Annotated in this window: 23 protein-coding genes; 12 read left to right on the forward strand and 11 right to left on the reverse strand. The window is 74.1% G+C overall.

Annotated elements, in window-relative coordinates:
• Positions 1–82 precede the first annotated feature (82 nt).
• Positions 83–238 carry a hypothetical protein gene (locus QSK00_RS17160; RefSeq protein WP_285592368.1) on the reverse strand — a complete coding sequence of 52 codons (156 nt, stop codon included), beginning with the start codon at positions 236–238 and terminating at the stop codon, positions 83–85.
• A gap of 180 nt (positions 239–418) precedes the next feature.
• Between QSK00_RS17160 and QSK00_RS17165 the strand changes: the two genes are divergently transcribed.
• The gene (locus tag QSK00_RS17165; RefSeq protein WP_285592369.1) at positions 419–958 is read left to right on the forward strand and encodes an NUDIX hydrolase; all 540 of its coding nucleotides are present in this window, start codon (positions 419–421) and stop codon (positions 956–958) included.
• Positions 959–1,087: 129 nt separating this feature from the next.
• On the forward strand, positions 1,088–4,321 hold the full coding sequence (gene icmF, locus QSK00_RS17170) for a fused isobutyryl-CoA mutase/GTPase IcmF (RefSeq protein ID WP_285592370.1): 3,234 nt from the start codon (positions 1,088–1,090) through the stop codon (positions 4,319–4,321).
• Between the two features lie 47 nt (positions 4,322–4,368).
• On the opposite strand, the gene QSK00_RS17175 is transcribed toward icmF, so the two are convergent.
• Positions 4,369–5,007: an FMN-dependent NADH-azoreductase gene (locus QSK00_RS17175; protein WP_285592371.1), complete on the reverse strand. Its 639-nt coding sequence runs from the start codon at positions 5,005–5,007 to the stop codon at positions 4,369–4,371.
• 91 nt (positions 5,008–5,098) lie between these two features.
• On the opposite strand from QSK00_RS17175, the gene QSK00_RS17180 reads away from it, so the two are divergent.
• Positions 5,099–5,587, forward strand: a complete 489-nt coding sequence (locus QSK00_RS17180; protein ID WP_285592372.1) for a MarR family winged helix-turn-helix transcriptional regulator — start codon at positions 5,099–5,101, stop codon at positions 5,585–5,587.
• On the opposite strand, the gene QSK00_RS17185 is transcribed toward QSK00_RS17180, so the two are convergent.
• Positions 5,584–6,537, reverse strand: a complete 954-nt coding sequence (locus QSK00_RS17185) for a zinc-binding dehydrogenase (protein WP_285592373.1) — start codon at positions 6,535–6,537, stop codon at positions 5,584–5,586. The two genes, QSK00_RS17180 and QSK00_RS17185, sit on opposite strands and share 4 nt — an antisense overlap.
• 50 nt (positions 6,538–6,587) lie before the next feature.
• Between QSK00_RS17185 and QSK00_RS17190 the strand changes: the two genes are divergently transcribed.
• On the forward strand, positions 6,588–7,160 hold the full coding sequence (locus QSK00_RS17190) for a TetR/AcrR family transcriptional regulator (RefSeq protein ID WP_285592374.1): 573 nt from the start codon (positions 6,588–6,590) through the stop codon (positions 7,158–7,160).
• A 15-nt stretch (positions 7,161–7,175) separates the two neighbouring features.
• Here the strand turns inward: QSK00_RS17190 and QSK00_RS17195 are convergent, their stop codons facing one another.
• Both QSK00_RS17195 and QSK00_RS17200 read right to left on the reverse strand, forming a co-directional pair.
• On the reverse strand, positions 7,176–8,717 hold the full coding sequence (locus QSK00_RS17195) for a hypothetical protein (protein WP_285592375.1): 1,542 nt from the start codon (positions 8,715–8,717) through the stop codon (positions 7,176–7,178).
• Positions 8,714–10,483 carry a flavin-containing monooxygenase gene (locus tag QSK00_RS17200; RefSeq protein WP_285592377.1) on the reverse strand — a complete coding sequence of 590 codons (1,770 nt, stop codon included), beginning with the start codon at positions 10,481–10,483 and terminating at the stop codon, positions 8,714–8,716. Before QSK00_RS17200 ends, QSK00_RS17195 begins: the two co-directional genes overlap by 4 nt.
• Before the next feature lie 93 nt (positions 10,484–10,576).
• Between QSK00_RS17200 and QSK00_RS17205 the strand changes: the two genes are divergently transcribed.
• The gene (locus QSK00_RS17205; protein ID WP_285592379.1) at positions 10,577–11,392 is read left to right on the forward strand and encodes a mycofactocin-coupled SDR family oxidoreductase; all 816 of its coding nucleotides are present in this window, start codon (positions 10,577–10,579) and stop codon (positions 11,390–11,392) included.
• A 117-nt stretch (positions 11,393–11,509) separates the two neighbouring features.
• On the opposite strand, the gene QSK00_RS17210 is transcribed toward QSK00_RS17205, so the two are convergent.
• Positions 11,510–12,856: a wax ester/triacylglycerol synthase domain-containing protein gene (locus QSK00_RS17210; protein WP_285592381.1), complete on the reverse strand. Its 1,347-nt coding sequence runs from the start codon at positions 12,854–12,856 to the stop codon at positions 11,510–11,512.
• An 82-nt stretch (positions 12,857–12,938) separates the two neighbouring features.
• Between QSK00_RS17210 and QSK00_RS17215 the strand changes: the two genes are divergently transcribed.
• Positions 12,939–13,736: a helical backbone metal receptor gene (locus QSK00_RS17215; protein ID WP_285592383.1), complete on the forward strand. Its 798-nt coding sequence runs from the start codon at positions 12,939–12,941 to the stop codon at positions 13,734–13,736.
• On the opposite strand, the gene QSK00_RS17220 is transcribed toward QSK00_RS17215, so the two are convergent.
• Entirely contained in the window at positions 13,726–14,487 is a 762-nt protein-coding gene (locus QSK00_RS17220; protein ID WP_285592384.1) for an SDR family NAD(P)-dependent oxidoreductase, read from the reverse strand. The genes QSK00_RS17215 and QSK00_RS17220 overlap by 11 nt on opposite strands.
• A gap of 33 nt (positions 14,488–14,520) precedes the next feature.
• Entirely contained in the window at positions 14,521–15,657 is a 1,137-nt protein-coding gene (gene glsA, locus QSK00_RS17225) for a glutaminase A (protein WP_285592548.1), read from the reverse strand.
• A 60-nt stretch (positions 15,658–15,717) separates the two neighbouring features.
• Here glsA and QSK00_RS17230 point away from each other — a divergent pair, with 60 nt between their 5' ends.
• Both QSK00_RS17230 and QSK00_RS17235 read left to right on the forward strand, forming a co-directional pair.
• Positions 15,718–16,548, forward strand: a complete 831-nt coding sequence (locus QSK00_RS17230; RefSeq protein ID WP_285592385.1) for an LLM class F420-dependent oxidoreductase — start codon at positions 15,718–15,720, stop codon at positions 16,546–16,548.
• A complete protein-coding gene (locus QSK00_RS17235) occupies positions 16,548–16,961 on the forward strand; it encodes a TIGR03668 family PPOX class F420-dependent oxidoreductase (protein ID WP_285592386.1) in 414 nt (137 codons plus the stop codon). The genes QSK00_RS17230 and QSK00_RS17235 overlap by 1 nt, the downstream gene beginning before the upstream one ends.
• 551 nt (positions 16,962–17,512) lie before the next feature.
• On the opposite strand, the gene QSK00_RS17240 is transcribed toward QSK00_RS17235, so the two are convergent.
• Complete coding sequence (locus QSK00_RS17240; protein ID WP_285592387.1) at positions 17,513–18,724, reverse strand: MFS transporter; 1,212 nt, start codon at positions 18,722–18,724, stop codon at positions 17,513–17,515.
• A gap of 120 nt (positions 18,725–18,844) precedes the next feature.
• Here QSK00_RS17240 and QSK00_RS17245 point away from each other — a divergent pair, with 120 nt between their 5' ends.
• Positions 18,845–19,750: a LysR family transcriptional regulator gene (locus QSK00_RS17245; protein ID WP_285592388.1), complete on the forward strand. Its 906-nt coding sequence runs from the start codon at positions 18,845–18,847 to the stop codon at positions 19,748–19,750.
• Here the strand turns inward: QSK00_RS17245 and QSK00_RS17250 are convergent.
• Both QSK00_RS17250 and QSK00_RS17255 read right to left on the reverse strand, forming a co-directional pair.
• Entirely contained in the window at positions 19,716–20,474 is a 759-nt protein-coding gene (locus QSK00_RS17250; protein WP_285592389.1) for a type 1 glutamine amidotransferase, read from the reverse strand. The genes QSK00_RS17245 and QSK00_RS17250 overlap by 35 nt on opposite strands.
• Positions 20,471–21,745: a Mur ligase family protein gene (locus QSK00_RS17255; protein ID WP_285592390.1), complete on the reverse strand. Its 1,275-nt coding sequence runs from the start codon at positions 21,743–21,745 to the stop codon at positions 20,471–20,473. The genes QSK00_RS17250 and QSK00_RS17255 overlap by 4 nt, the downstream gene beginning before the upstream one ends.
• A gap of 67 nt (positions 21,746–21,812) precedes the next feature.
• Between QSK00_RS17255 and QSK00_RS17260 the strand changes: the two genes are divergently transcribed.
• The 3 genes from QSK00_RS17260 (at position 21,813) to QSK00_RS17270 (ending at position 25,082) form a co-directional block, all read left to right on the forward strand.
• Positions 21,813–22,487: a response regulator transcription factor gene (locus tag QSK00_RS17260; RefSeq protein WP_285592391.1), complete on the forward strand. Its 675-nt coding sequence runs from the start codon at positions 21,813–21,815 to the stop codon at positions 22,485–22,487.
• Positions 22,487–23,785 carry a sensor histidine kinase gene (locus tag QSK00_RS17265; RefSeq protein ID WP_285592392.1) on the forward strand — a complete coding sequence of 433 codons (1,299 nt, stop codon included), beginning with the start codon at positions 22,487–22,489 and terminating at the stop codon, positions 23,783–23,785. Before QSK00_RS17260 ends, QSK00_RS17265 begins: the two co-directional genes overlap by 1 nt.
• Before the next feature lie 508 nt (positions 23,786–24,293).
• A complete protein-coding gene (locus QSK00_RS17270) occupies positions 24,294–25,082 on the forward strand; it encodes an SDR family NAD(P)-dependent oxidoreductase (protein WP_285592393.1) in 789 nt (262 codons plus the stop codon).
• Positions 25,083–25,525 lie beyond the last annotated feature (443 nt).

A 25,525-nucleotide genomic window follows, 5' to 3' on the forward strand; every position in this document is an offset into this window, starting at 1 on the left:
GATGCGTGCGCCCGTCCCCCTCGCCGGGGACGGGCGTTCGCGTCGAAGGCCCCGGGTCGCCCCCGCTTCCCGGGGCTCCCGGCTAGAAGTAGGTCTTGCGCCCGCCCACACCGCGGCCGACGGCGCCGAGGATGGTGAGGATGAGACCGACGACCACCAGGATCCAGCCGATCGTGTAGAGGATCGGGATACCGATGAGGTAACCGATGATGAGGCAGATGATGCCCAGGATGATCATGACACTCCCTCGTGTGGAGCCGGCTGGTCAGCCGGCGGCAGCGAAGTACCCGAGCGTCACGCGGCACACACACAAGGTCCACACTTCACCGGTGTGAGTGGCACCGACCCTGACTCCTCGTCGCGCCGTGAGACACAAGGAACGTCCCTGCCTCCTGCTGACGCCTGGGCCACCCACGAGGTGAGCACCGTCTGGGCCGCACCCCTCACCGTCACCACGGACGACGACGACGCCACGATCCGCGTCGACCTGCACGACGTCACCGCGCCCGAGGGCGACCGCTTCGACTATCCCGTGGTGCACCTGCCGTCGGTCGCGGTCGCCGTGGTGGTCCGCGACGGCGAGGTCCTCGTGCTCCGGACCTACCGCTACCCGGTGGGCCGCTACGGCTGGGAGCTCCCCGGCGGGGGCGTGGACCGGGGCGAGGATCCGGCGGTCGCGGCGGCCCGGGAGACCGCGGAGGAGACCGGGTGGGCGCCGGTCGGACCCGGCCGGCCGCTGATCTCCTTCCAGCCACTGCCCGGCGGCGTGGTCTCCACGGTGCACGTCCACGTCTGGACCGACGCCGAACGGAGCGACGCCCCCCTCGACCGCCACGAGCCCGGTCGGGCGCAGTGGATCCCCGTGGCCGACGTCGTCCGGCTCGCCGCGGCCGGGGAGCTGCTCGGCTCGGGGACCCTCGTCGGGCTCCTGCAGTACGTCGCCGAGTCGCAGACCTGACGGACGACCGACCACCACCGGCCGTGACAGACGGCCAACGCAGAGTCATCGTCGCATTTACTAGGACGTCCTACTAATGTGGGTCGCGTACGTAGGCCCCCACCCCCGGCGACCGAGGACGATACGAGCATGGCCGAAGAGCTGTACGTGCCGAGCAACCCGATCCGGGTGGTGACCGCCGCGAGCCTGTTCGACGGGCACGACGCCGCGATCAACATCATGCGGCGCATCCTGCAGCGGCAGGGCGCCGAGGTGATCCACCTCGGGCACGACCGCTCGGTCGACGACGTGGTGTCGGCGGCGGTCGAGGAGGACGCGCACGCCGTCGCCATCAGCTCCTACCAGGGCGGGCACGTCGAGTACTTCACCTACCTCGTCGACCTGCTGCGCGAGCGCGGTGCGGGCCACGTCCGCGTGTACGGCGGGGGCGGCGGCGTCATCGTCCAGCGCGAGATCGACCAGCTGCACGCCCACGGCGTCGCGCGCATCTTCTCCCCGCAGGACGGCCAGCAGCTCGGCCTCCCGGGCATGATCAACATGATCATCCGCGAGTGCGACGAGGACCTCGGCGCGCAGGCCCCGTCGTCGTGGGACGGACTGTTCACCGGCGAGCGCGCGGTGGTGGCGCGCGCGGTGACGGCGGCCGAGTCGGGGGTGCTGCCCGGGGACGTCCGCGAGCGCGTCGACGCCGCGAACTCCGAGCGCCACGTCCCGGTCCTCGGCATCACCGGCACGGGCGGGTCGGGCAAGTCCTCGCTCACCGACGAGCTGGTCCGCCGCACCCGCATGGACCGCGAGGACAAGCTCAAGGTGTCGGTGCTCGCGGTCGACCCGACCCGGCGTCGGGGCGGCGGCGCCCTGCTCGGCGACCGCATCCGGATGAACGCCCTCGGCGGCCCGGTCTCCTTCCGGTCGATGGCCAACCGCGGATCGGGCACGGCGCTGCCCGAGCGGCTGGCCGACGTCATCGCCGTGCTCCGCGCCTCCGGGGCCGACCTCGTCATCGTCGAGACGCCGGGCATCGGGCAGGGCGACGCGGGCATCGTCGAGCACGCCGACGTCTCGCTCTACGTCATGACCCCGGAGTTCGGCGCGGCCTCCCAGCTCGAGAAGATCGACATGCTGGACTTCGCCGACGTCGTCGCGATCAACAAGTTCGAGCGCCGCGGCGGCGACGACGCCCGCCGGGACGTCGCCCGCCAGCTGGTGCGCAACCGCGACGCGTGGGGTGCGAGCTGGGAGGACATGCCGGTCTACGGCACCAGCGCCGCCACCTTCCACGACGAGGGCGTCACCGCGCTCTACGGCAAGCTCGTCTCGCTCCTGTCGGAGAAGGGCCTCCCGGAGGGCACCGCCCACCTCGAGATCCCCGACACCCGCGTCTCCACCTTCGCGGGCTCGGCCATTCCCGCCGAGCGCGAGCGCTACCTCGCCGACATCGCCGCCACCGTGCGGAAGTACCACGAGGACACCGAGGCGATGGTCGGCGCGACCCGGAAGCGCTCGGCGCTGAAGCAGGCGGCGGACCTGCTCGGCGACCGCGACGCCGGGGAGCTGCCCGCGGTGCTCGAGGAGGCCGAGCGGGACGTGCCGCGCGAGGCCGGTGACCTGCTCGCCGGTTGGGAGCAGACCAGGGAGGACTACGCGGGCGACGAGTTCGTCTACAAGGTCCGCGACAAGGAGAACCGGATCCAGCTGACCAGGGAGACGCTCTCCGGGTCGAAGGTCAACCGCGTCTCGCTGCCGTCGTTCACCGCCGACGAGGAGGTCGTGCGCTTCCTGCGCACCGAGAACCTCCCCGGGTACTTCCCGTTCACCGCGGGCGTCTTCGCGTTCAAGCGCGACGGCGAGGACCCCGCCCGGATGTTCGCCGGCGAGGGCGACCCGTTCCGCACCAACCGCCGCTTCCACTACCTGTCCGAGGACTCGCCGGCCAAGCGCCTGTCGACCGCCTTCGACTCCGTGACCCTCTACGGCCGGGACCCGGCCACTCCCCCGGACGTCTACGGCAAGGTCGGCACCTCCGGGGTCTCGATCGCGACGCTCGACGACATGAAGGTGCTCTACGGCGGGTTCGACCTGACCTCGCCGACCACCTCGGTGTCGATGACGATCAACGGCCCCGCGCCGACCATGCTCGCGTTCTTCCTCAACACCGCGATCGACCAGGTGGTCGACACGTACCGCGAGGAGCACGGCGAGGAGCCCTCGGAGGAGAAGCGCGCGGAGCTCGTCGCGCACGCCGTCTCGAACGTCCGCGGCACGGTGCAGGCCGACATCCTCAAGGAGGACCAGGGCCAGAACACCTGCATCTTCTCGACCGAGTTCTCGCTCCGGATGATGGCCGACATCCAGGAGTGGTTCATCAGCCACCAGGTCCGGAACTTCTACTCGGTCTCGATCTCCGGCTACCACATCGCCGAGGCCGGGGCGAACCCCATCTCGCAGCTGGCGTTCACCTTGTCGAACGGCTTCACCTACGTCGAGTCCTACCTCGCGCGCGGGATGGACGTCGACGACTTCGCGCCCAACCTGTCGTTCTTCTTCTCCAACGGCATGGACGCGGAGTACTCGGTGATCGGCCGGGTCGCGCGCCGGATCTGGGCCGTGGCGATGCGCGAGCGCTACGGGGCCAACGAGCGCTCGCAGAAGCTCAAGTACCACGTCCAGACGTCGGGTCGTTCCCTGCACGCGCAGGAGATGCAGTTCAACGACATCCGGACGACGCTGCAGGCGCTCTGCGCGCTCTACGACAACGCGAACTCGTTGCACACCAACGCCTACGACGAGGCCGTGACGACCCCGTCGCAGGAGTCGGTGCGCCGGGCCCTCGCGATCCAGCTGATCATCAACCGGGAGTGGGGCCTCTCCCTCAACGAGAACCCGCTGCAGGGCTCGTTCGTGATCGAGGAGCTCACCGATCTCGTCGAGGAGGCCGTGCTCGCCGAGTTCGACCGGATCGCCGAGCGCGGGGGCGTGCTGGGCGCCATGGAGACCGGCTACCAACGCGGCAAGATCCAGGACGAGTCGATGCTCTACGAGGGCCGCAAGCACGACGGGTCGCTGCCGATCATCGGGGTGAACACGTTCCTGCCCCCGGCCGACGCCGACGGCGAGGAGCCGAAGGAGATCGAGCTCTCCCGGGCCACGGAGGAGGAGAAGAGCTCGCAGCTGCAGCGCCTCGACGACTTCCAGGCCCGCCACCAGAGCGAGTCCGCCGAGGCGATCGCGCGCCTGCAGGCCGCGGCGACGGCCGGGGAGAACGTGTTCGACGAGCTGATGAAGGCCGCCCGCGTGTGCTCGCTCGGCCAGCTCACCGATGCGTTCTTCGAGGTCGGTGGGCAGTACCGGCGTTCCATGTGAGCTCCGCTCAGGTGAGCACTAATCCGTGCTCTGGCACGGATTAGTGCTCACGAGGCGCGCAGCGCCACACCCAGCTTCGCCGCCGCCTCGTGGGCCTCGGCCCGCTTCTGCGCGGCGAGCGGGCGGAGCTCGGCCATGGCCGGGACCACCTCGGCGAGGGTCAGCTCGGCCTCGACCACGGTGACGTCGGCGCCCCAGACGTCGCGCAGGATGCGGGTGATCCAGCCGGTGCCGTGGTCCCAGCCCTCGCGCGGGGTGCCCGGGCCGTAGCCGCCGCCGCGGGAGACCACGAGGACCACCGGGGTGCCGGCCAGGGGTGAGGTGCCGGGCGCGAAGCGCGGGTCGGTGATGAGCACGTCGACCCAGCTCTTGAGGTGGGCCGCGATCCCGAAGTTGTAGAGCGGCGAGCCGATGACCACCGCGTCGGCGGCCAGGAGTTCGTCGGCCAGCTCGGCCGCCGTCGCGAGGGCCGCCCGCTGCTCCTCGGTGCGCTCGCCCTCCGGCGTCATCCCGGCGCCGACGGCGGTCGCCCAGGTCGCCGCTCCGATCGGGTCGGCGCCGAGGTCGCGGCGGACCACCGCGGCGCCCGGGTCCGACTCGAGGTAGGAGCGCTCGAGGCTGTCGAGCACCTCACGGCTCACCGAGCCCTGCGGACGGATGCTGCTGTCGATGCGGAGCAGGCTCATGTCGATCTCCCGGGTGTGCGTCTGTCGAGATGTTCTGCTCAACAGACTATCTCTACGGAAGATTTCCTGCGCAACCGCGTATGTTGAGATCGTGAGCACGCCGCGGCAGGTGGAGTCGGACCTGGGCTGGGCCCTCGGTCGCGTCGCGCGCGCCCACCTGAAGACCGCCCAGACCGTGCTGGTCGGCCTCCCGGGTGGCCCGCGCGGCTACCAGGTCCTGGCGGCGGTCGCCCGCGGGGAACCGAGCACGCAGCTCGCGCTCGCCCGCAAGCTCGGCGTCGACCGCACGGTGATGACCTACCTGCTCGACGAGATCCAGTCCGAGGGCCTGGTCGAACGCCGGCCCGATCCGGCCGACCGTCGCGCCCGGCGCGTCGAGCTCACCGAAGCCGGCCGCGAGCGCCTCTGCGAGCTCGAGCGGCGGCTGCGCGAGGCCGAGGACCACATGCTCGCCCCGCTCGGCCCCGACGAGCGCGACACCCTGCGCGAGCTGCTCGCCCGCCTGGCCACCGCGGACCCGGACCAGCCGTCGGCGTGCCAGGTCGCGCAGGACCTGCAGGACGGCTGCACGGAGGGTTAGGGCACCAGGACGATCCGGCCGAACACCTCGCCCGCGTCCATCCGCCGGTGGGCCTCCACGGCGTCGGCGAGCGGGAGGACGTCGTGCACCACGGTGGTCAGCTCTCCGCGGGCGGCCGCCGCGAACTGGTCGTCCCGGACGGCGTGCTGCCGGTCGCGGGGGACCGTGTCGGCGCTGAAGGTGCCGATCGAGACGGACCGCCGGAAGTTCGCGAACAGGCGCGACCCGAGGTCCGCGGGCGGCATGCCGGCGACCACCCCGACCACGACCAGGCGCCCGTTCGGTGCGAGGCGGTCGACGAAGGACGGGAGGTCGGCCCCGCCGATGACGTCGACCACGACGTCGAACTCGGCGGGCCCACCGACCCCGGCGCGGTCGAGGACGTCGGTGGCTCCGAGCGCGCGGAGCCGCTCCCCCCGTCCGGCCGACGACGTCGTCACGGCGACGGCACCCGCGCCCGCCCGGCGCGCCAGCTGCACCGTCGCGATCCCGATGCTCCCGGCGGCACCCCGGACGAGCACCGACTCCCCCGCGGCGAGGTGGGCCTGCGCGAGCGCGAAGTGGGCGACCACGCCCGAGTTCCCGAGGGTCACCGCCGCAGCGCCGTCCAGCCCCTTCGGCAGGACGGCCAGGTCCCGCGCGTCCGCGACGGCCTGCTCGGCGTAGGCCCCGCCGGTCCCGGTGAAGGCCCACACGCGCCGGCCGACCCAGCCCGGGTCGACGCCCTCGCCCGCCGCCGTGACCGTCCCCGCGACCTCGGCGCCGGGGACGAACCCCGTCGGGAACCCGTACCCGCCGAGGGTGCCGCGACGGATCACGGCGTCGACCCCACCGACGCCGATCGCCTCGGCCGCCACCACCACCTGCCCGGCCCCCGGGACCGGCTCGGGGCGGTCCACCACCACCAGCCCCTCGGCGGGCCCGAACGTCCCGATCTCGACCGTCTGCACGGCGCCGGACGCTCACGGACGGAGGCGTCCGGTTGACTCAGGTGAGAGTCGTGGGCGAGCAGATGACCCGGATCCGGCGCAGCGACGCCGTGGAGAACCGCGCCCGCCGGCTCGACGCGGCCCGCGTCCTGTTCGCCCGCGACGGGCTCGACGTGCCGATGCGGGAGGTCGCCCGGCACGCCGGTGTCGGCCCGGCCACGCTCTACCGGCACTTCCCGACGAAGCAGGACCTCGCCGCGGACGCGTTCGCGGCCGAGATGCAGGTCTGCCGCGCCGCGGTCGACGAGGGCCTCGCCGCCCCGTCCGCGTGGGAGGGCCTGCGCCGGATGATCGACCGGCTGTGCGTCCTGCACGCCCGCAACCGCGGCTTCACCGAGGCCTTCCTGACGACCTTCCCCGACGCCGTCGACCTCTCCACCGAACGACGGGTCGCGCTGGACGGGGTCGCCCGCCTCGTCCGGCGGGCGCAGGCCGAGGGGAATCTGCGCCGGGACTTCCGCCCGGACGACCTCGTCCTCACCCTCCTGGCGACGCGCGGGCTCGACGGCCTGCCCGAGGCGGACCGCCCGGCGGCGGCCCGGCGGCTCGCCGCGCTCCTCGTCGAGGGGCTGCGCGCGGGGTGAGATCGGTGCGAGGACCTAGCACCCGACGCGCAGGACGCCCCCGGTCCCGGTCAGCCCGACCACCAGCCCGCCGTCGTGCACGGCCAACGCCGCGTACGGCGCGGGCCGCTGCGCGAGCGACCCGGTGCCCGACCCGTGCGCGGGCACGTGGGGCGGCAGCGTCGCCAGCGGGAGGTTCCCGACGACGGGTGTGCTCGTCCGGGTGCGCGGGTCCACCCGCGTGAGCCGACCCGCGGCCGCCTCGACCACGACGAGCGCACCGCGATGGGCCACCAGACCCTCGGGCCGCGCGAGTCCGGCGGCCACCACGAGACCGTCCGAGAGCCGCACGACCTGGCCGCGGCCCGCGTCGGTCACCCACACCTCGCCGTCGGCCGCGGCGAGGTCGACCAGGCGGTCGAACCCCGACGCGACGGGGTCGATCTCGCCGGCGCGGCCGACGCGCACCACGCGGTCGACCCCCGACTCCGCGACCAGCACCTCTCCCCCGGCCGCCACCAGCCCGCACGGCCGGTCCAAGCCGCGCGCCACCCGGTGCCACCGGCCGCCGACGGTCCCGCACCGCAGCTCGCCCGCCTCGGTGGTGACGAGCAGCTCGCCGTGCATCGCCGCCAGCCCCCGCAACCCGTGGGCCCCGACCTCGTGGGCGCACACGGCACCGTCGACCAGCTCGGCCAGCGTGTGGTGGTCCGCCGCCACGATCCGGCCGCCCACCGACGCCAGGCCGAACGGACCGCACAGGCCCGGCGGGAGGACCTGCCGTCGGGACCCGCCGGGCGCGAGCGCCACCAGCCCGCCGGTGAAGGCACCGGTGACGTACCAGGTGCCGTCCGGGCCGACCGCGAGGTTGTCCGCCCCGCGCACGCCGGTCGACACCGGGTCACGCCCGTCCACCAGCACCGACCCGTCCGCGTTCGACAGCACCAGCATCCGGCCCCCCGCGTCGAACCGGACCGCCACGGGCCGGTCGAGGCCGTCGAGCAGCCGCTCGGGCTCCCCGCCGTCGGGATCGACCGCCCACACCTCGCCGCCCGACAGGTGCGGGTACACGAGCCGCCCGTCGGGACCGACGGCCATCGCGTTGCCCAGGGCGAGCCCGGCCGCCAGCTCGTGCCACCGGCCGTCGGGAAGGATCTCCAGCAGCCGACCGTCGGGCGCGAGTTCGTTGACGAACAGGCGCCCCCGCCACGTGGCGATCCCGTCCGGTGCGACGATCCCGTCGGTGACCAGCGACAGCGTCCCGTCCGGCGTCCGCCGCCAGACCAGGCCGGGCGGGAGGTCGACGACGTAGCAGGACCCGTCGTCGGCGAAGGCGAGGTCGTCCGGCGCGGTCAGCGGTCCCTCCGACCCGAGCACGGGCTCGAGCGAGCCGGTCGCGAGGTCGAGCGCGGACACGGTGCCACCGAGGAACTGCGCGATCCACAGCCGGCCGTCCGGGGCGAACGCGAGGCCGTTGGAGGCGTGCAGCGGGTTCGGCTCCACGAGCGCGGAGACGACGACGCCGGGCGCGAGCGGCTCGGGCGTCCCGCCGACGCCGTGGAACGGGCGGGCCGTCATCGGGCCGTGAACACCTCCTCGCGGTCGCCGTGCGCACGCCACTCGGCGAGCACCGCGTGGAACTCGACGGGGCCGCCGCCGAACTGCTCGGACCGGCGTCGCGGCCGCCCCTCGCCGTTGTAGTACCCGGGCGTGCAGGCGGCCTGGAACACCTGCAGGTCCACCGCCCGCTCGCGGATCGTCGCCACCCAGCGGTCCTCGGCGGCGGCGCTCGGCTCCACCAGCACGTCGCCGCGGGCCTCGGCCTCCGCGACCACCCCGGCAACGTGCTCGGCCTGCACCTCGAGGACGTGCGCGAAGTTGGGCGAGGCGGCGTTCTGGGTCGAACCGAGGTGGAACAGGTTCGGGAAGCCGCGGCTGACCCAGCCGTGCAACGTGCGCAGCCCGTCGGCCCAGTACTCGGCCAGCGGCAGCCCGCCGCGCCCGCGGATGTCGGCGCCCGCCCGCGTCGCGGGGTCCACGCCGAGCTCGAAGCCGGTGGCCAGCACGATCGTGTCGACGGGGTACTCGACGCCGTCGACGACGATCCCGTCGGCGGTCACGCGCTCGACGCCGGCGCCGCGGGTGTCGAGCAGCGTGACGTCGGGCCGGTTGAACGCCTGCAGGTAGCGGTCGGAGAACGTCGGGCGCTTGCACATCTGGCGGTACCAGGGCTTGAGCGCCGCAGCGACCGTCGGGTCGACGACGAGGTCGTCCACCCGCGCCCGGATCTCGGTCATCTTCTCGGCGTCCGCCAGCTCGGTCGCCAGCGCGGGTTCCTCCTCGCCCCGTGCCCGACGACGGCTGCCCCGCACCGGGGCGGTGTCGGTCCAGCGGTCGTCGACGAGGTCGACGTCGGCGTGCCGCCCGTCGACCAGGTCGAGGAAGTTCTCCCGTCGCGCGCGCTGCCAGCCGGGTTCGAGGGAGTCCCACCAGGCCGGGTCGGTCGGCCGGTCGCCGCGCTCGTCGACGGTGGACGGCGTGCGCTGCACGACGTACAGGTGCCGCGCACCCTCGGCCAGGTGCGGGACCGCCTGGATCGCCGTGGCCCCGGTGCCGATGACGGCGACCCGACGGTCGGCGAGCCGGTCGAGGCCGCCGTCGGGACCCCCGCCGGTGTGGGCGTAGTCCCAGCGGCTGGTGTGGAAGGTGTGGCCGCGGAAGTCGGCGAGGCCGGGGATGCCGGGCAGCTTCGGCCGGTTGAACGGGCCGCTGGAGACGACGACGTAGCGGGCCGCGACGACGTCGCCGTGGTCGGTGCGGACGGTCCAACGGGCGGCGTCGTCGTCCCAGCGCAGGCTCGTGACCTCGGTGCGCAGGAGCGCGTCGCGGTACAGGTCGAACCGTCGGCCGATGGCCCGGGCGTGCTGACGGATCTCCTCGCCCGGCGCATACTTGCGGGTCGGCATCACCCCGACCTCCTCGAGCAGCGGCAGGTAGATGTAGGACTCCACGTCACAGGCCACGCCCGGGTAGCGGTTCCAGTACCAGGTGCCGCCGAGGTCACCCGCGGCGTCGACGATCCGGATCCGCTCGAGCCCGGCGTCGCGCAGGCGGGCCGCCGCGACCAGGCCGCCGAACCCGCCGCCGACCACCAGGGCGTCCACCGCGTCGTCCACCGGGTCGCGCCGGTCCTCGCCGGAGGTCCAGGGGTCGCCGGCGCCGCGTCGGTCGGCCAGCGGGGTGTACTGGTCGTCGCCGTCGGGGCGCAGACGGCGGTCCCGCTCGGCCCGGTACCGGGCGCGCAGGGCTTCCAGGTCGATCCGCTGCTCCGGGTGCACCGTCACGGTTGCTCCTTCCGCTCGGGTCGTCCCACGGTATCTTTTGTGGCAGTAGGCGCCATCAAATGAGGAATCGGCCACAGCCGAAGGGACGGGCACATGAGCGGACGGGTCGAGGGAAAGGTCGCGCTGGTCACCGGCGCTGCCCGCGGGCAGGGGCGGGCGGATGCGGTCCGGCTCGCCGAGGAGGGGGCCGACGTGATCGTCGTCGACGTCTGCGGGCCGCTGCCCGGGGTCGACTACGCCGCGGCGACGCCGGGCGAGCTCGACGAGACCGTGGCCCTGGTGGAGAAGACCGGGCGGCGGGCGGTCGCGGGCCGGGTCGACGTCCGCGACCTCGACGGGCTGCGCACCCTGGTCGACGACGCCGTGGCGCGGTTGGGGCGGCTCGACGTCGTCGTGGCCAACGCGGGCATCTGCATCCCCCGCACCTGGCACCGGGTGACGCCGGAGATCTTCCGGGACACCCTCGACGTCAACGTGACCGGCACCTGGAACACGATCATGGTGGGCGCACCGCACCTGGTGACGGCGGGCGGGGGCTCGGTCATCGTCATCAGCTCGGCGGCCGGCATGAAGGTGCAGCCGTACATGGTCCCGTACACCGCGAGCAAGTGGGCCGTCCGCGGCATGGCGAAGGCGTTCGCCGCCGAGCTCGCGCAGCACTCGATCCGCGTCAACAGCGTGCACCCGACGGGCGTCCTCACCGGGATGACCGGCGAGGCGATGCAGTCCGCGCTCGGCGAGGCGATGGCCGAGAACCCCCGCCCGCGGGCGATGTTCACCAACCTGCTGCCGGTGGACGTGACGATGCCGGAGGACGTCGCGCAGACGGTGCTCTTCCTCGCCTCGGACGAGTCGCGCTACATCACGGCGCACGAGCTGGCGCCCGACGCGGGGGTCACCGAGTTCTAGCGCCTCCGGTCACGCGAAGTGATCCCGCCTCCCGGACCACCGCGGGGAACCGGTGCGAGCGGCATCGGTTCCCCGGCACGGTCCGCGGAGACGGGTCACCCGCCGTCACCGCGTCGCTCACAGAGCGCGCAGCTCCTCGTCCAACGCCTCCGCGAACCGGTCGAGGCCCTCCTGCCCGCCGATGAGCCCGAGGTCGGCGTCGATGCCCAGCCGCACGCGGCCCGCGTAGGACAGCACGGAGACGCCGAGTCCGAGCCGCGCGGAGCACGGCACCCAGAACATGACGTCCCGGACGTGCACCGACCCGAGGGTGAGCTCCTCCAGCGGTCCCGGCACGTTCGAGATGATCAGCGAGCCGGCCCGGGCGTAGCGCGCGACCAGCTTCTGGGTGTGCGACGGCGTCCCCAACCCGGCCGCCGCGATCCCGGTGAAGCTCGCCAGCGCCTGGTTCGTGCGCTTGATCGTCGCCATCGACCGGTGCATCCGCTCGATGCGCCGACCGCGGTCCGGCTCGTCGGTGGGCAGCGGCGGCAGGACCAGCCCGAACTCGTTGCCGAGCTCGGCGGAGATCGGCCGGTCCAACGGTCGCAGGTTGGTCGGCATCACCGCGCGCAGCCGGGGCACGTCCTCACCGAGGTACGTCCGCAGGGCCCCGGCGATCGCCGCGCACAGGACGTCGTTGACGCTGCCGCCCGCAGCCTTCCCGGCCGCCTTCACGACGTCGAGCTCCAGGTCCCGGGTCCACCGGGCCCCCTTCGCGACGCCGGGCCGCCCCTGCAGCGGGGAGGGCTTCTCCCGGGGCGGGCTCGCGAGCAGCCACGCCGAGTTCTTGATCGCCCGGCCGGTGGCGCCGAGCTCCGCGGCCCCCTCGGGCGTCCCCGAGCGCCGGACCGTCGCCCAGAGCGCGGACGCCCGGTCCCGGACCTCGCGGCGGAAGAGCCGGACGTCGTGAACCGGCTGCGCCCCGCGCGGCGGCTCGACGTAGGCGGCCGGCGTGCGCGGGTCGGACACCGGGTCGGCCAGGGCGTGGAACAGGTGGTTGAGCGCCACCCCGTCGGCGAGACCGTGGTGGATCGCGACGTGCACGGCGGTGCCGTCGTAGCCGGTGATCGCCTCCACGCGCCACCAGGGCCGGTCGGCGGGCAGCGGCGTCGACATCAGCTCGCCGATCCGCCGGGCCAGCGTCCGGTCGTCCCCCGGCGCCGCGAGGGCCATCGTCGTGACGTGCACGGAGAGGTCCGGCGGCGCGTCCACCCACCGGGCGGGGCCGATCGGGCCGGTCGGCCAGGTGGGGCGTTGCCGGAACCCCGGGTAGACGTCGACCCACCGTTCCCGGATCCGCGCCCGCAGCTCGTCGAGATCGACCGGGCCGTCACAGAACAACAGCCCGTGCACGACCATCCGGTTGGTCTCCTGCTCGAGCTGCAGCCACGCGGTGTCGATGCCGGACGCCCAGCGGTCCATCACGTCTCCTCGCCAGTGTGAGGTACGCACGGTACCGGGTGAGCGACGCCACCGCGCGGGGGCACCCGGCAGACTGGTGACCATGAGCGCCACGCCGATCGACGACCAGGGGACGACCGTGGAGGTGCCGGCCACGGTGCGCCGGGTGGTCAGCCTCGTCCCCTCCCTCACCGAGGCGATCGGCGTCTCCGACCCGCACCTGCTCGTCGGCGTCACCGACTGGTGCACCCACCCGACCGACCTCGACGAGCAGGTCGTGACCCCGCCCCAGCGCATCCGTGGGACGAAGAACCCCGACCTCGACGCGATCGTCGCCCTCGCGCCCGACCTCGTCGTCGCGAACGACGAGGAGAACAAGCCCGAGCACATCGCGGAGCTGCGCGAGCGCGGGATCGCCGTGTACGTGACCGACGTCCGCACCGTCGACGGCGCGTTCTCCAGCCTCGACGGGATGCTCGCCGCCTGCGGCCTGGAGCGTCCGGCGTGGCTGGAGGGGGCGGAGAAGGCCTGGTCGGAGATCGAGCGGGTTCCCGACGACGAGCGGCGCAGCGCGGTCGTGCCGATCTGGCGCAGGCCGTGGATGGCGGTCGGCTGCGACACGTTCGCGGGGGCGCTGCTCGATCGGCTCGGCGTCGACAACGTCCTCGCCGACGGCGGGCCGGGCGCGGAGCGCTACCCGCGCTTCGACCCGACCGACCTCCCGGCCCACGACCTCGTGGTCCTGCCCGACGAGCCCTACCGGTTCACCGCCGACGACGGTCCGGAGGCGTTCGACGCGCCCGCCGCGCTGGTCAGCGGGCGGCTGCTGACCTGGTACGGGCCGAGCCTGCTCGAGGCGGCGACCACGCTGCCCGGGGCGCTCCGCGTGCCTACGACGTGAGCAGCCCGCCCTCGACCGGCAGCGTGATGCCGGTGCAGTAGGACCCGGCGTCGGAGACCAGGAAGATCAGCGCCGCCGCGAGCTCCTCGGGGTCGCCGATGCGGCGGGCGAGGATGCGCGGGAGCTGGGAGTCCAGGTAGCCGTCCTGGTAGGTGTCGGTCATCTCCGAGGTGAAGAAGCCGGGCGCGATCGCGTTGACGCGGATGCCCTTGCGGGGCGTCCACTGCTGGGCGAGGTCGCGGGTCAGGCCGATCAGACCGGCCTTGGACGCCGAGTACGCCGCCTGCGGCAGACCCGCCGTCGTCATGCCGAGGACCGACGAGATGTTGACGATGGAGCTGCCCTCCCCCATCACACGCGCCGCGGCCTGGGCCATCCAGTAACAACCGTTGAGGTTCACGTCGATGACCTGCCGGAACTGCTCCGGGGTCTCCTTCGTGGCCGGCACCGCGGTGCCGATGCCCGCGTTGTTGACCAGCACGTCCACCCGCTCGAACTCCGTCATCGCGGTGTCGATGAGCGTCTGGCAGTCGTCGGGCGAGGCCACGTCGGTGCGCACCGCGACGGCGCGGCGACCGGCCTTCTCGACGGCGGCCCGGGTCTCGTCGAGCTTGTCGATCCGGCGGGCGCCGAGCACCACGTCGGCACCCGCCTCGGCGAGGGTGCGCGCGAACACCGCGCCGAGCCCGGAGGAGGCGCCGGTGACCACGGCGACGCGGTCGTCGAGACGGAAACGATCGAGGATGCCCACGGCGGGCACCGTAGCCAGTTCCCGTCGCGGGCGTCAGGCCCGCGAGCTCTCCAACGCCGCCGGCGCCGGCCCCCGATCGGCGTGCTCGGATGCAGCGTCGGGACCCAGGTCCTCCCGCGGTTCCGGATCGAGCGCCCCGGGCTCCGGCTCGGGCGCCGGCTCGGGCCATACCCGCCCGCCGAGCCGGCCGAGCTGGGTCTCCTCCGGGTCGGCGAAGATGTGCAGGCCGAAGCGGTCGGAGAGCTCCCGGAACACGTTGATGCCGCGGACCGAGTTGCCGTGCATGTCCAGGCCGGGTGAGAACACCGACAGGCCGACCTGGTTGGGGATCGCGGCCATGATCCCGCCGGAGACCCCGCTCTTGGCCGGGATGCCGACGTCGTTGGCCCACTGCCCCGCGGCGTCGTACATGCCACAGGTGAACATGACGCCGATGACGTCGCGGACGTAGGTGCGCGGCATGGCTCGCTCGCCGGTCCGCGGATTCACCCCGCCGTTGGCGAGCGTGGCGCCCATCTCCGAGAGCTCCGCGGTGCTGACGTGCACGGAGCACGCGGCGAGGTAGACGCGGAGGATCTCGTCGACCTCGTTGACGAGCATCCCCAGCGAGCGCATGTAGTAGCTGATGCCGAGGTTGCGGTCGGCGTCGGCGAGCATCGCGTCGAGGAGCTCGTCGTCGACGTCCAGGTCGGGGTTCCCGGCGTAGATGCGCATCCGCTCCAGGAGCCGGCCGATCTTCTCGTCGACGTCCGATCCGCCCAGGATGTCCGCGGCGACCAGGGCACCGGCGTTGACCATCGGGTTGTGCGGGCGCCGGTTGACCTGGTCGAACTCCAACGCGTTGAAGGGGTCACCGGAGGGTTCGACGCCGACGCGGGTGAGCGTCGTCTCCCGCCCGTTGTCCTCCAGCGCCAACGCATAGGTGAACACCTTGGAGATCGACTGCAGGGGGAATCGGTGGTCGCAGTCGCCCACCGCCCACTGCGTGCCGTCGACGTGCGTACCCGCCAGGGCGAACAGGTCGCGCTGCGCGATCGCCTCCGGGGGGTAGTAGGTGACGACGTCGGCGTGCCCCATCCGGGCCTGCCGTTCCAGCAGCTGCTCGAGCTGCTCCCGGGCACGCCGCTTCTCCTGCTCGGTGAGCGTTTCTTCCCACGACACGACGCGCATGATGACGTGCCGCATGGCTGATCGTCACGACGGGAAACCCCGAACGTGCAACACGGCATCATGATGTTCCCGACCGACTACGCCATCGACCCGGCCACCCTGGCCAAGGAGGTCGAGGACCGCGGGTTCGACTCGCTGTGGTTCCCCGAGCACTCCCACATCCCGGTCTCGCGGCAGTCGCCGTATCCCGGCGGCGGTGACCTGCCCCGGATGTACGTCCACACCTACGACCCGTTCGTCGCGCTCTCCTTCGCCGCGGCCGCCACGACGACGCTGAAGGTCGCCACCGGCATCTGCCTGCTCATCCAGCGGGACACGATCCACACGGCGAAGGAGGTCGCCTCCCTCGACCGGCTCTCCGGCGGCCGCTTCCTGTTCGGGATCGGCGGCGGGTGGAACCGCGAGGAGATGGCCGACCACGGGACGAACCCGAAGACCCGCATGCGCCTCCTCGGCGAGCAGGTCCACGCCATGAAGGCCCTGTGGACGCAGGAGGAGGCCGCCTACGACGGCGAGTTCGTGCAGTTCGAGAACTCCTGGGCGTGGCCCAAGCCGGTCACCTCCCCGCACCCACCGGTGATCATCGGTGGCATGGGGCCGACCGTCGAGGACCGCATCCTCTCCTTCGGCGACGAGTGGCTGCCGCAGAGCGTCGGCCCGGACAACGTCGACGAGTTCATCGAGCGCGCCGAGAAGCTCCAGCAGCGCGCCGCCGACGCCGGGCGCGGCCGGATCCCGATGTCCCTCTTCGGCGCCGAGACCTCCCAGGAGGCCCTCGACGGCTACCACCGCGCCGGGCTCGACCGCGTGATCTACGGCGTCACCAGCGCCGACCGCGACACGGTACTCAAGGAGCTCGACGAGCTCGCACCGCTGGTGCAGCAGCACTGATGCCGACCCTCGGGCCGGACGACGCACGCGCACGCTTCGCCGCCGCGCGCGTCGCCCGGCTCGGGACCGTCACCCCCTCCGGAGCGCCGCACCTCGTGCCGGTGGTGTTCGCGGTGGCGGACGACCGGGTGCTGATCGCCGTCGACCAGAAGCCCAAACGGACCCGCGACCTGGCGCGGCTGCGCCACATCGAGGCCAACCCGGCGGTGTCCCTGCTCGTGGACGAGTACTCCGACGACTGGTCCACGCTCTGGTGGGTCCGCGCCGACGGGGAGGCGTCGGTGCGGTGGGACGCGCTCGACGAGGCCAGGTCCCTGCTGGCCGACCGCTACCCCCAGCACGCCGCCGACCCGCCCGAGGGGCCGGTGATCGACGTGGCGGTCGGCCGGTGGTCCGGGTGGTCGGCGCGCTGACGCCCCCTCCTCCGTGGCAGGACCCTTCCTCCGTGGCAGGAAAGCGTCGTTGCCGGCATCCAGCGGCAGAAACGCCGCATCGTCCATCGGCCCGGTCTCCGCGTCGCGCGCACACTCCGGCCGGTCCGGCGAGCGACCCCGCTCGCCCCTGCGCGTCCCGCACACACTCCGGCCGGTCCGGCGATCGACCTCGGGCACCCCTGCGCGTCCCGCACACCCTTACCGCCAACGCCGGTGACACCCCGACGTCCTGAGCGCGTCGCACGACCACGTGCGCACGTCGCTCACGAACTCGCGAGCACGCCGGTGCCGGCCCCGCCACGCCGTCGACCGCTCAGGAGTGTGCGTCCCGCGGGATACACGCCGGAGTAGACGTGCCGGGGGCCGGATCTGTGTGCGTCGCGCGCGGTCCTCGCCGGACCCGGATCGGTGCGCATCCCGAATGTGCGCGTCCCGCACTCCAACCGCCGTGCGAACTCCACAACCCCGAGCGAAGGGCACCCTCGGCCGGACAGACCGGCCGAGGGGCCCCTTCGGTCACCAACGACGCCTCACGCGGGAACCAGCACACCGTCGACCCGGCGCGCCTCCCGGCGGGCCTGCACCTGGAGCCCGCCGCTGACCAGCAGCACCGCCAGCCCGGCGACCGCCAGCACGGCACCGACCAGGGCCGGGGCGAGGAGGCCGAACCCGGCGGCGATCACGATCCCGCCGAGCCAGGCGCCGAGCGAGTTCGCGACGTTCGAGGCGGACTGGATCGCGGCCGACGCCATGGTGGGGGCGTCGCCGACGATGTCCATGATCCGGGTCTGGATGGCCGGGCCGAGGGCGAGCGAGAACATCCCGGCACCGAACAGCGAGACGACGGCGAGCCCCGGGGTCCCGACCGTCAGCGGGAAGGTCGCGAGCACCACGGCGAGGGCGACGAGGCAGCCGCACAGCGTCTTGAGCGGCGCGCGGTCGGCGAGGCGGCCGCCGACGACCGACCCCGCCGTCATGCCGAGGCCCACCACGGCGAGGAGCAGGGTGACGGTGGTCGGGGCGAAGCCGCCGACGTCGGTGAGCATCGGAGTGACGTAGGAGTAGCAGGCGAACATCGCGCCGAAGCCGAACACCACGGCGCCGAGCGAGAGCAGGACCTGCGGGTGGCGCAGCGCCGACACCTCGCTCTTCAGCGCGGCCCGGCCCCCACCCGTCGGTGCGGCCTCCGGCACCAACGCCCACACCGCGACGACGGCGAGCACCCCGATCACGCCGACCGCGGCAAACGTCGCCCGCCAGCCGAGCGCCTGTCCGAGCAGGGTGCCGAGCGGGACGCCGGCGACGTTGGCGATCGTCAGGCCGAGGAACACCCGGGCGACGGCGGTGGCACGGCGCTCGCGGGCGACCATCGAGGCGGCGGCCACGGAGGCCGCGCCGAAGAACGCGCCGTGCGGCAGGCCCGTCAGGAACCGGATCACGAGCAGCGAGCCCATCTCGGGGGCGAGCGCGGAGAGCAGGTTCCCGACGGCGAACGTGCCCATCAACGCGACCAGCACCTGCCGTCGGGAGAAGCTCACCCCGGCGCCGGCGAGCAGCGGGGCCCCGACGACGACGCCGAGGGCGTAGGCGGAGATCAGGTGCCCGGCCTCCGACACCGACACCCCGAGTCCGGCGGCGACCTCGGGCAGCAGGCCCATGATGACGAACTCGGTGGTCCCGATGCCGAAGGTGCCAACGGCGAGGGCGAAGAGGGCGAGCCCTGCAGTAGGACGACGGATCACGGCGGCTTCTCCAACGGGATCGATCCAGCAACGACCCGATCCAGGGTTGGCACCCGCCCGCCATAAGTCGAAGAACCGTCCTACGACAGTCCATAAGCTGGGCTTGTCTATCCTGGTCACGTGCCGACGCTGCGTCAGCTGGAGTCGTTCCTCACGGTCGTCGATGAGGGCTCGTTCACACGGGCGGCCGGGATCCTGGGTGTCTCGCAGCCCGGGCTGTCCCAGCAGATCGCCGCCCTGGAGGGCGAGCTGGGCACGGCGCTGTTCAGCCGGCTGCCGCGCACGGTCACGCTGACCCCCACCGGGCGGGCGCTGCTGCCCCACGCGCGGGCCGCGGTCGACGCCGCCGCCCGCGGGACCAGCGCGGCTCGGGCCGTCGTCGGGTCGGGCGCCGGGGAGCTGCGGATCGCGACGGTCTACTCCACCGGGCTCGGCGTCCTCCCGGCCGTGCTCACGCGGTGGCGCGCCGAGCACCCCGACGTGACGGTGCGGCTGCTGGAGCACCGCACGACCGAGGCCATGACGACCGCCATGCAGGCGGGTCAGGCCGACGTCGCCGTGGGGCCGACGCCACCGGGGTGGCGCGGCCGGGTGCGGGCGCTGGGCACCGAGGAGCTGGTCGTGCTGCTCCCGGCCGAGGGCCCGCCCGACCTCCGGCACCACGAGATCGCGCTGGAGCGGCTCGCCGACGCCGCGTGGGTGCAGTACGCGCCGAGCCACGGCCTCGCCGAGGAGCTCGACCGGGCCGCCCGGGACGCCGGGTTCCGGCCCCGACCCGCCGTGCGCACCGAGCAGACCGCGATGGCGCCGCTGCTCGTGGAGGCGGGCCTCGGACCGGCGCTCGTCCCCGCGGGCATCGTCCCGCCGTCGTTCGCGGGCCGCATCGCGCGCCCGGTCCCCGCGATCACGCGCGAGCTGGCCGCGACGACGGGCCCGGAGCCCGACGAGCTGACCTCACGCTTCGTCGCGCTCCTGGCCCGACGGGCCGTCCTCATGCCCCCGCACGTCGCCGAACGGCTGCGTTGAGGCCGCGAAATCGCGCACCGAGGCGGCGCGCCGTCGACGACGGCAGGCCCTCCGGCACCTCCAGCGGGGGCAGCGTCCCCAGGGCACGGGTGAGGAGCAGATCGGCCAGGGCCGGGTTCCGTGCGAGGACCGGGCCGTGGAAGTAGGTCCCCACGATGCTGCCGCCCCGGCCACCCACCGCGCCCTCGATCCGGTCGCCGGTGCCGTTGCCCGCGCCGGCGCCCCGCACGCGGGCCAGCGGCGCCGCGTCGGCCCCCAGGGTGGTGACCCCGCCGTGGTTCTCGAACCCCACCAGCAGCTCGTCGAGCCCGTCGAGGAGCGGGTCCGCCGTCACGTCGCCGATGCGCCGCGCGCCGCGGCCGGGGGTGGTCTCGACGTCGAGCATCCCCAGACCGGGCACCCACGTGCCGTCGGCGACGGTGAACGCCCGGCCCAGGATCTGCAGCCCGGCGCAGACCGCGAGCGTGGGAGCCCCGCGGTCCAGCGCCCGGCGCAGCCCGGCGGAGCCCCGCAGCCGCTCCACGGCGAGCATCTGCGCGGCGTCCTCCCCGCCGCCGAGGACGTAGACGTCGCCGCCCTCGGGCACCGCGTCGTCCCAGCCGACGGTGTGGACGTGCGCGTCGATCCCGCGCCAGCGCAGCCGGGCGGCGAGCACGGCCGCGTTGCCGGCATCGCCGTAGGTGCCGAGCACCTCGGGGAGCAGCAGGACGATCCGGGCGCTCACGTGAGCACCCGCGCCGCGTCGTGGAAGGCCGTGTAGTTGCCGACCAGGTCCACCGGCCCGACCGTGTCGCGCGTCGCCGCCACGGCGTCGTCGGCGAGCCGGTGCGGGAGTCCCGCGTAGGCCAGCCGGACCGACAGCTCCGCCGCCCGCTCCCCCGCGACCACCACGGGGTGCCCGGCCAGCCGCTCGAACGGCACGTCCCAGAGCCACGACACGTCCCGCCCGTCGGCCTCGCGCGAGTTGACCGCGACGACCACGGGCCGCCCCGGGCCCTCGTCGAGCAGGTCCAGCACCTGCGCCCACCCGGCCGGGTTCTTCGCCAGCAGCAGCCGCGTGGTCCCGCCCGGGCGCGTCACCGTCCGGTAGCGGCCGCCGACCTGCTCCAGGCCCCGCAGCCGGGCGGCGGCCACGGCGGGCGCGACGCCGAGCTCGGTGGCCACCGCGATCGCGAACGCCGCGTTGAGCCGGTTCGCGTGCCCGGGCAGCGCGAGCTCCAGCGGCACCTCGACGCCGTCGGGACCCCGCACCGACCACCCGGCGTCGTCGCGCACCAGCGCCCAGTTGCCCGGCGGGCGCTCGAGCCCGCACGACCCGCACGTCCAGCGCAGCCCGGCGTGCGTGACGGGCCCGTCGCAGCGGGGGCACACCCCGGCGTCCCCGGTCCACGAGGACGGCGAGGACACCCAGAGCGGCGACGCCGAGCGCAGTCCGGCGCCGGCGCAGAGGACGTCGTCGGCGAACGCGACCACCCGGGCCCGCGGGTGCGCGGCGACCGCGTCGCCGACCCGGCGGGCCACGGTACGCACCTCGCCGACCCGGTCGAGCTGGTCTCGGCTGAAGTTGAGCAGGACGATGACGGCCGGGTCGGTGGCCGCGGCGACCTCGCCGAGGTAGGACTCGTCGACCTCCATCACCGCGAGGCGCGTGCCGGGGGCGTCGAGCAGGGCGGTCGTGATCCCGTCGGGCATGTTGGCGCCGAGGTGGTTGGTGGCCACGTCACCGTCGCCGCCTGTCCCGGTCGAGCTCCGCTCCGCTGCGTCTCCCCCCAGGGCACGCGCGATCATCGAGGTCGTCGTGGTCTTCCCGTTGGTGCCCGTCACGAGCACGACGGTGCGGCCGGCGGCGAGGCGGCCCAGCACCCGTCGGTCGAGCACGGTGGCGACCCGTCCGCCGATGACGGACCCGTTCCGCCCCGTCCGGCGGGCCAGTCCGCTCACGCTGCGGGCAGCGGCGACGGCCAGACGGGCACGCGCGGGCAGCCTCGGGATCACGCCGCCGATCGTGCGCGCGGACGGGTTAACGGTCGGCAAGACGACGCGCGGCCTACCGTGATCGCCTGTGGCGCAGCTGTGGGTCGTCGAGGACGACGACACGATTCGCGGAGTGCTGAGTTCGCGCCTGCAGGCGGAGGGCCACCAGGTGCGGGCCCTTCCCGACGGCGGGTCGGCGCTGGTCCGCTCGCTCCCCTCCCCCGACCTGGTGCTGCTCGACCTCGGACTGCCCGACCTCGAGGGCACCGAGGTGTGCCGCCGGCTCCGGGTGAGCCACCCGGATGCGGTCCTGGTCGTGGTGACCGCGCGCGACGACGAGATGGACGTGGTCGTCGCCCTGGAGGCAGGAGCGGACGACTACCTCACCAAACCCGTCCGCTTCACCGAGCTCGCCGCCCGGGTCCGTGCCCACCTGCGTCGGGCGGGGGCCGCGCTGCCCGAGGAGCGGGGGGCACGGCTCGTCGTCGGGACCCTCGCGATCGACCTCGCCGCGCGGCGGGTCACCCGGGAGGGCGGCGAGCTGCCGTTGCGCGCCAAGGAGTTCGACCTGCTGGCGCGGCTCGCGGCGGAGCCGGGCGTGGTGGTCACCCGCGAGGCGCTGATGAGCGACGTGTGGGACGAGCACTGGTCGGGGTCGACCAAGACCCTCGACGTCCACATCGCCGCCCTGCGTCGCAAGCTCGGGCCCGAACCGGTGATCACGACCGTGCGCGGGCACGGGTACCGCCTCGAGAAGCCCTGATGCGCGCGCGGATCGTGCGGTTCGCGGTGATCGTGTCGATGGTCGCGATCACCGTGTTCGGGCTGCCGCTCGCGGTCGGCGCCGCCCGGTACTACGTCGTGGACGAGCAGTCCGACCTCGAGGGCGACGCCCAGGTCGCCGCGGACGCGATCGGGCCGGTGCTCGCGGCGGGATCGGTCCCGACCGACGTCTCCCCCGTCTCCGCGGAGAGCCCCGCCGCCGTCTACGGGCTCGACGGCCGGCGCGTCACCGGCGACGGACCGGACCGGCTCGACGCGACGCTCGCGGGCTCGCTCAACGGACGAGTCGAGCGGCGCGGGTCCGCGGGGGCGTTCCTGGTCGCGGTGCCGATCCTCGACGGCGACCGCCGCGTGGGCGTGCTGCGTGCGGAGCGGTCGCAGGACGAGGCGGTCGAGCGGACGGCGGTGACGTGGGCCGTCATGCTGGTCCTGGGGGTCACGGCGGTGGCCGGGACCCGCCTCGTCGCCCGCCGTCTCGCCACCCGTCTCGCCGCCCCGCTCGAGGTCCTCGCCGACGACGCCCGCCGCCTCGGCGAGGGCGACTTCACCGTGTCGGCCGGAACCGCCGACGCCGCCGTGCCCGAGGTCGCGGCCGTGCACCGGTCGCTCTCGGTCACCGCGACCCGCCTCGCCGACCTGCTCGCCCGGGAACGTGCGTTCTCCGCCGAGGCGTCGCACCAGCTGCGCACGCCCCTCGCCGGGCTGCGGCTGCGGCTCGAGGAGGCCGCCTCGCTGCCGCCCGGGTCGCCCGGGGTCACCGAGGCCGTCGAGGGGTCGCTCGAGTCGGCCGACCGGCTCGACCGCACCGTCACCGAGCTGCTCGCCCTCGCCCGTGAACCGGCCGGGGCGCGGCGGGCGCGGGTGGACATCGTGGACCTCGTGGAGCAGGTCGTCGAGGACGCGCGTACCGACGGGATGGCCGTCGAGCTGCAGGTCGCCGACGAGGGGGCGGCGATCTCCGGCTCGGAGGCGGCGGTCCGCCAGGTGCTCGCGGTGCTGCTGGAGAACGCGCGGGTGCACGGGGAGGCGCCCGTGACCGTGACGGTGCGAGATGCGGGCCCGGCGGTGGCGCTGGACGTGGCCGACGCCGGGTCGCTCACGGTGGACGAATCGGCGCTGTTCGCCGCCCGCTCCCCGGCCGAGGGCCACGGCATCGGGCTCGCCCTGGCCCGTCGGCTCGCGGAGGACCAGGGCGGGCGGTTGCGGCTGCGCTCGGCGTCCCCGACGACGATCACCCTGCTGCTCCCGGCCGCGTCGGACCCCGCTTCCCCGGCGTGAGGGGAACCCTCGTGCCACACGAGCGCTCGAATCCTCCCCTCACGCTCACCGCGGCGGGCCGGGCCGTCACGTGGTGACGCTCGCGCGGCACACACACAGTTCTGAAGGCCCGGGGACCGACCCGGGTCCTCCCTGCGCGGCACGCACACATCGAGCCGGCGTCCCGGCCATGCGGGTCGACGACCGGAGTGCCGGCGGCGAACCGCACCAGCGCCGAGGCGCATCACCCGCTGGACGGCGCGGGGCACGGCGCGGGGCACGGCGCGGGGCACGGCGCGGGGCTCGGCGAACGTGTGCGCGACGCGGCGGAGTCCCGCCGCCGATCCCGGCCCTCCGCAACACTGTGTGCGCCTCGCGCAGGAGTCGCCCGCGCCGTGTCGACCCGCGACCACCGTGTGTGCGCCACGCGCACGAGTCGGCCCGGCTCGTGCGGAGGCCGGCGCCCGGACCCGGCCACACCCGCCGTCGGGAAGGGGTGGGAGCGCGGCCCGCGGGGAAGGCAGCGCCCATGGACCTCGGACTGGGTGGAGCACGCGCGATCGTCACCGGGGCGTCGCGCGGCATCGGGCTGGCGTGTGCGCAGGCGCTGGCGACGGAGGGCGCGCGGGTGGCGCTCGTGGCGCGGACGGCGGGCGACCTCGAGAAGGCCGCGCAGCAGGTGGACGGAGAGACGCTGCAGCTCGTCGCCGACACCACCGACGACGCGGCGGTGCGGGCAGCGGTGGACCAGGTGGTCGCGGCCTGGGGCGGGGTGGACGTGCTGGTCAACGCGGCGGCGCGGCCCGCGGGCGGGGCGGCGATCCCGAAGCTCGTCGACCTCACCGACGACGCGGTCCAGGTCGAGTTCGATACGAAGGTGATGGGCTACCTCCGGACGGCTCGGGCGGTGGCGCCGTCGATGATCGCGCAGGGGGCGGGCCGGATCGTGAACATCAGCGGCCTGAACGCCCGGAAGACCGGGTCGATCGCGGGGACGATCCGCAACGTCGCCGTCGCCGCGCTCACCGCGAACCTCGCCGACGAGCTCGGGCCGCAGGGCATCAACGTGACCTGCGTGCACCCCGGGATCACCGACACCGAGCGGACGCCGGGCATGCTCGCCGACATCGCCGGGAAGCAGGGCATCTCCGAGGCGGAGGCCCGCGCGGGGCTGGAGGCGACGACGAGCCTGCGGCGCGTGATCACGGCGGCCGAGGTCGCCGACGTCGTGACCTTCCTGGCCTCGCCCCGCGCGGTGGCGGTGACGGGCGACTCGCTGGGAGCCGGCGGCGGGCAGCCGGGGGTCGTGCACTACTAGCGTCGGAACAGGGCCGGACATGCCGCGGCGGCGCCACCCCAGAGGTGAGGAGTGACGCCGCCGTGGGCTTCGAAGGAACGTTGTGCTCGGGACCCGCCCCGGACGAACGTCTCGGGTCGCGGCTCACCGCTCGTGGGTCTGCGCTCTCTCGGCGTCGCCGCGCCGTGCCTCGCGGGCTACGGGCGACCGATGTCCTCTGAGCGGCACGAGCCGGTCCGGTGCGGGATGGTCCCTGCGATCAGACGATCACCTGCCTCCTCGTCGGACTGGCGGAACGTGCCGCTGTGAGTCGATCCACGGGGCGCTGCGTTCGGAGCTCTGTACCCTGTGATCGGGACCACATCGACCCCTCCGAAGGTACTCCGTGTCCGGTCGGTGTCAACGACCCCGTCCGCCCGCCGTTCGGGCGGCGTTCACGCAGCGTCTGCTCCCCCACACGCACA

Source organism: Actinomycetospora sp. NBRC 106378 (assembly GCF_030269685.1).
GTDB lineage: Bacteria > Actinomycetota > Actinomycetes > Mycobacteriales > Pseudonocardiaceae > Actinomycetospora.

Excerpts from the sequence above, each read along its gene's own strand:
- QSK00_RS17160 (WP_285592368.1), bottom strand. The coding sequence starts at position 238 with ATGATCATCCTGGGCATCATCTGCCTCATCATCGGTTACCTCATCGGT.
- icmF (WP_285592370.1), top strand. The coding sequence starts at position 1,088 with ATGGCCGAAGAGCTGTACGTGCCGAGCAACCCGATCCGGGTGGTGACC.
- QSK00_RS17175 (WP_285592371.1), bottom strand. The coding sequence starts at position 5,007 with ATGAGCCTGCTCCGCATCGACAGCAGCATCCGTCCGCAGGGCTCGGTG.
- QSK00_RS17195 (WP_285592375.1), bottom strand. The coding sequence starts at position 8,717 with ATGACGGCCCGCCCGTTCCACGGCGTCGGCGGGACGCCCGAGCCGCTC.
- QSK00_RS17205 (WP_285592379.1), top strand. The coding sequence starts at position 10,577 with ATGAGCGGACGGGTCGAGGGAAAGGTCGCGCTGGTCACCGGCGCTGCC.
- QSK00_RS17210 (WP_285592381.1), bottom strand. The coding sequence starts at position 12,856 with ATGGACCGCTGGGCGTCCGGCATCGACACCGCGTGGCTGCAGCTCGAG.
- QSK00_RS17215 (WP_285592383.1), top strand. The coding sequence starts at position 12,939 with ATGAGCGCCACGCCGATCGACGACCAGGGGACGACCGTGGAGGTGCCG.
- glsA (WP_285592548.1), bottom strand. The coding sequence starts at position 15,657 with ATGCGCGTCGTGTCGTGGGAAGAAACGCTCACCGAGCAGGAGAAGCGG.
- QSK00_RS17230 (WP_285592385.1), top strand. The coding sequence starts at position 15,718 with ATGATGTTCCCGACCGACTACGCCATCGACCCGGCCACCCTGGCCAAG.
- QSK00_RS17235 (WP_285592386.1), top strand. The coding sequence starts at position 16,548 with ATGCCGACCCTCGGGCCGGACGACGCACGCGCACGCTTCGCCGCCGCG.
- QSK00_RS17265 (WP_285592392.1), top strand. The coding sequence starts at position 22,487 with ATGCGCGCGCGGATCGTGCGGTTCGCGGTGATCGTGTCGATGGTCGCG.
- QSK00_RS17270 (WP_285592393.1), top strand. The coding sequence starts at position 24,294 with ATGGACCTCGGACTGGGTGGAGCACGCGCGATCGTCACCGGGGCGTCG.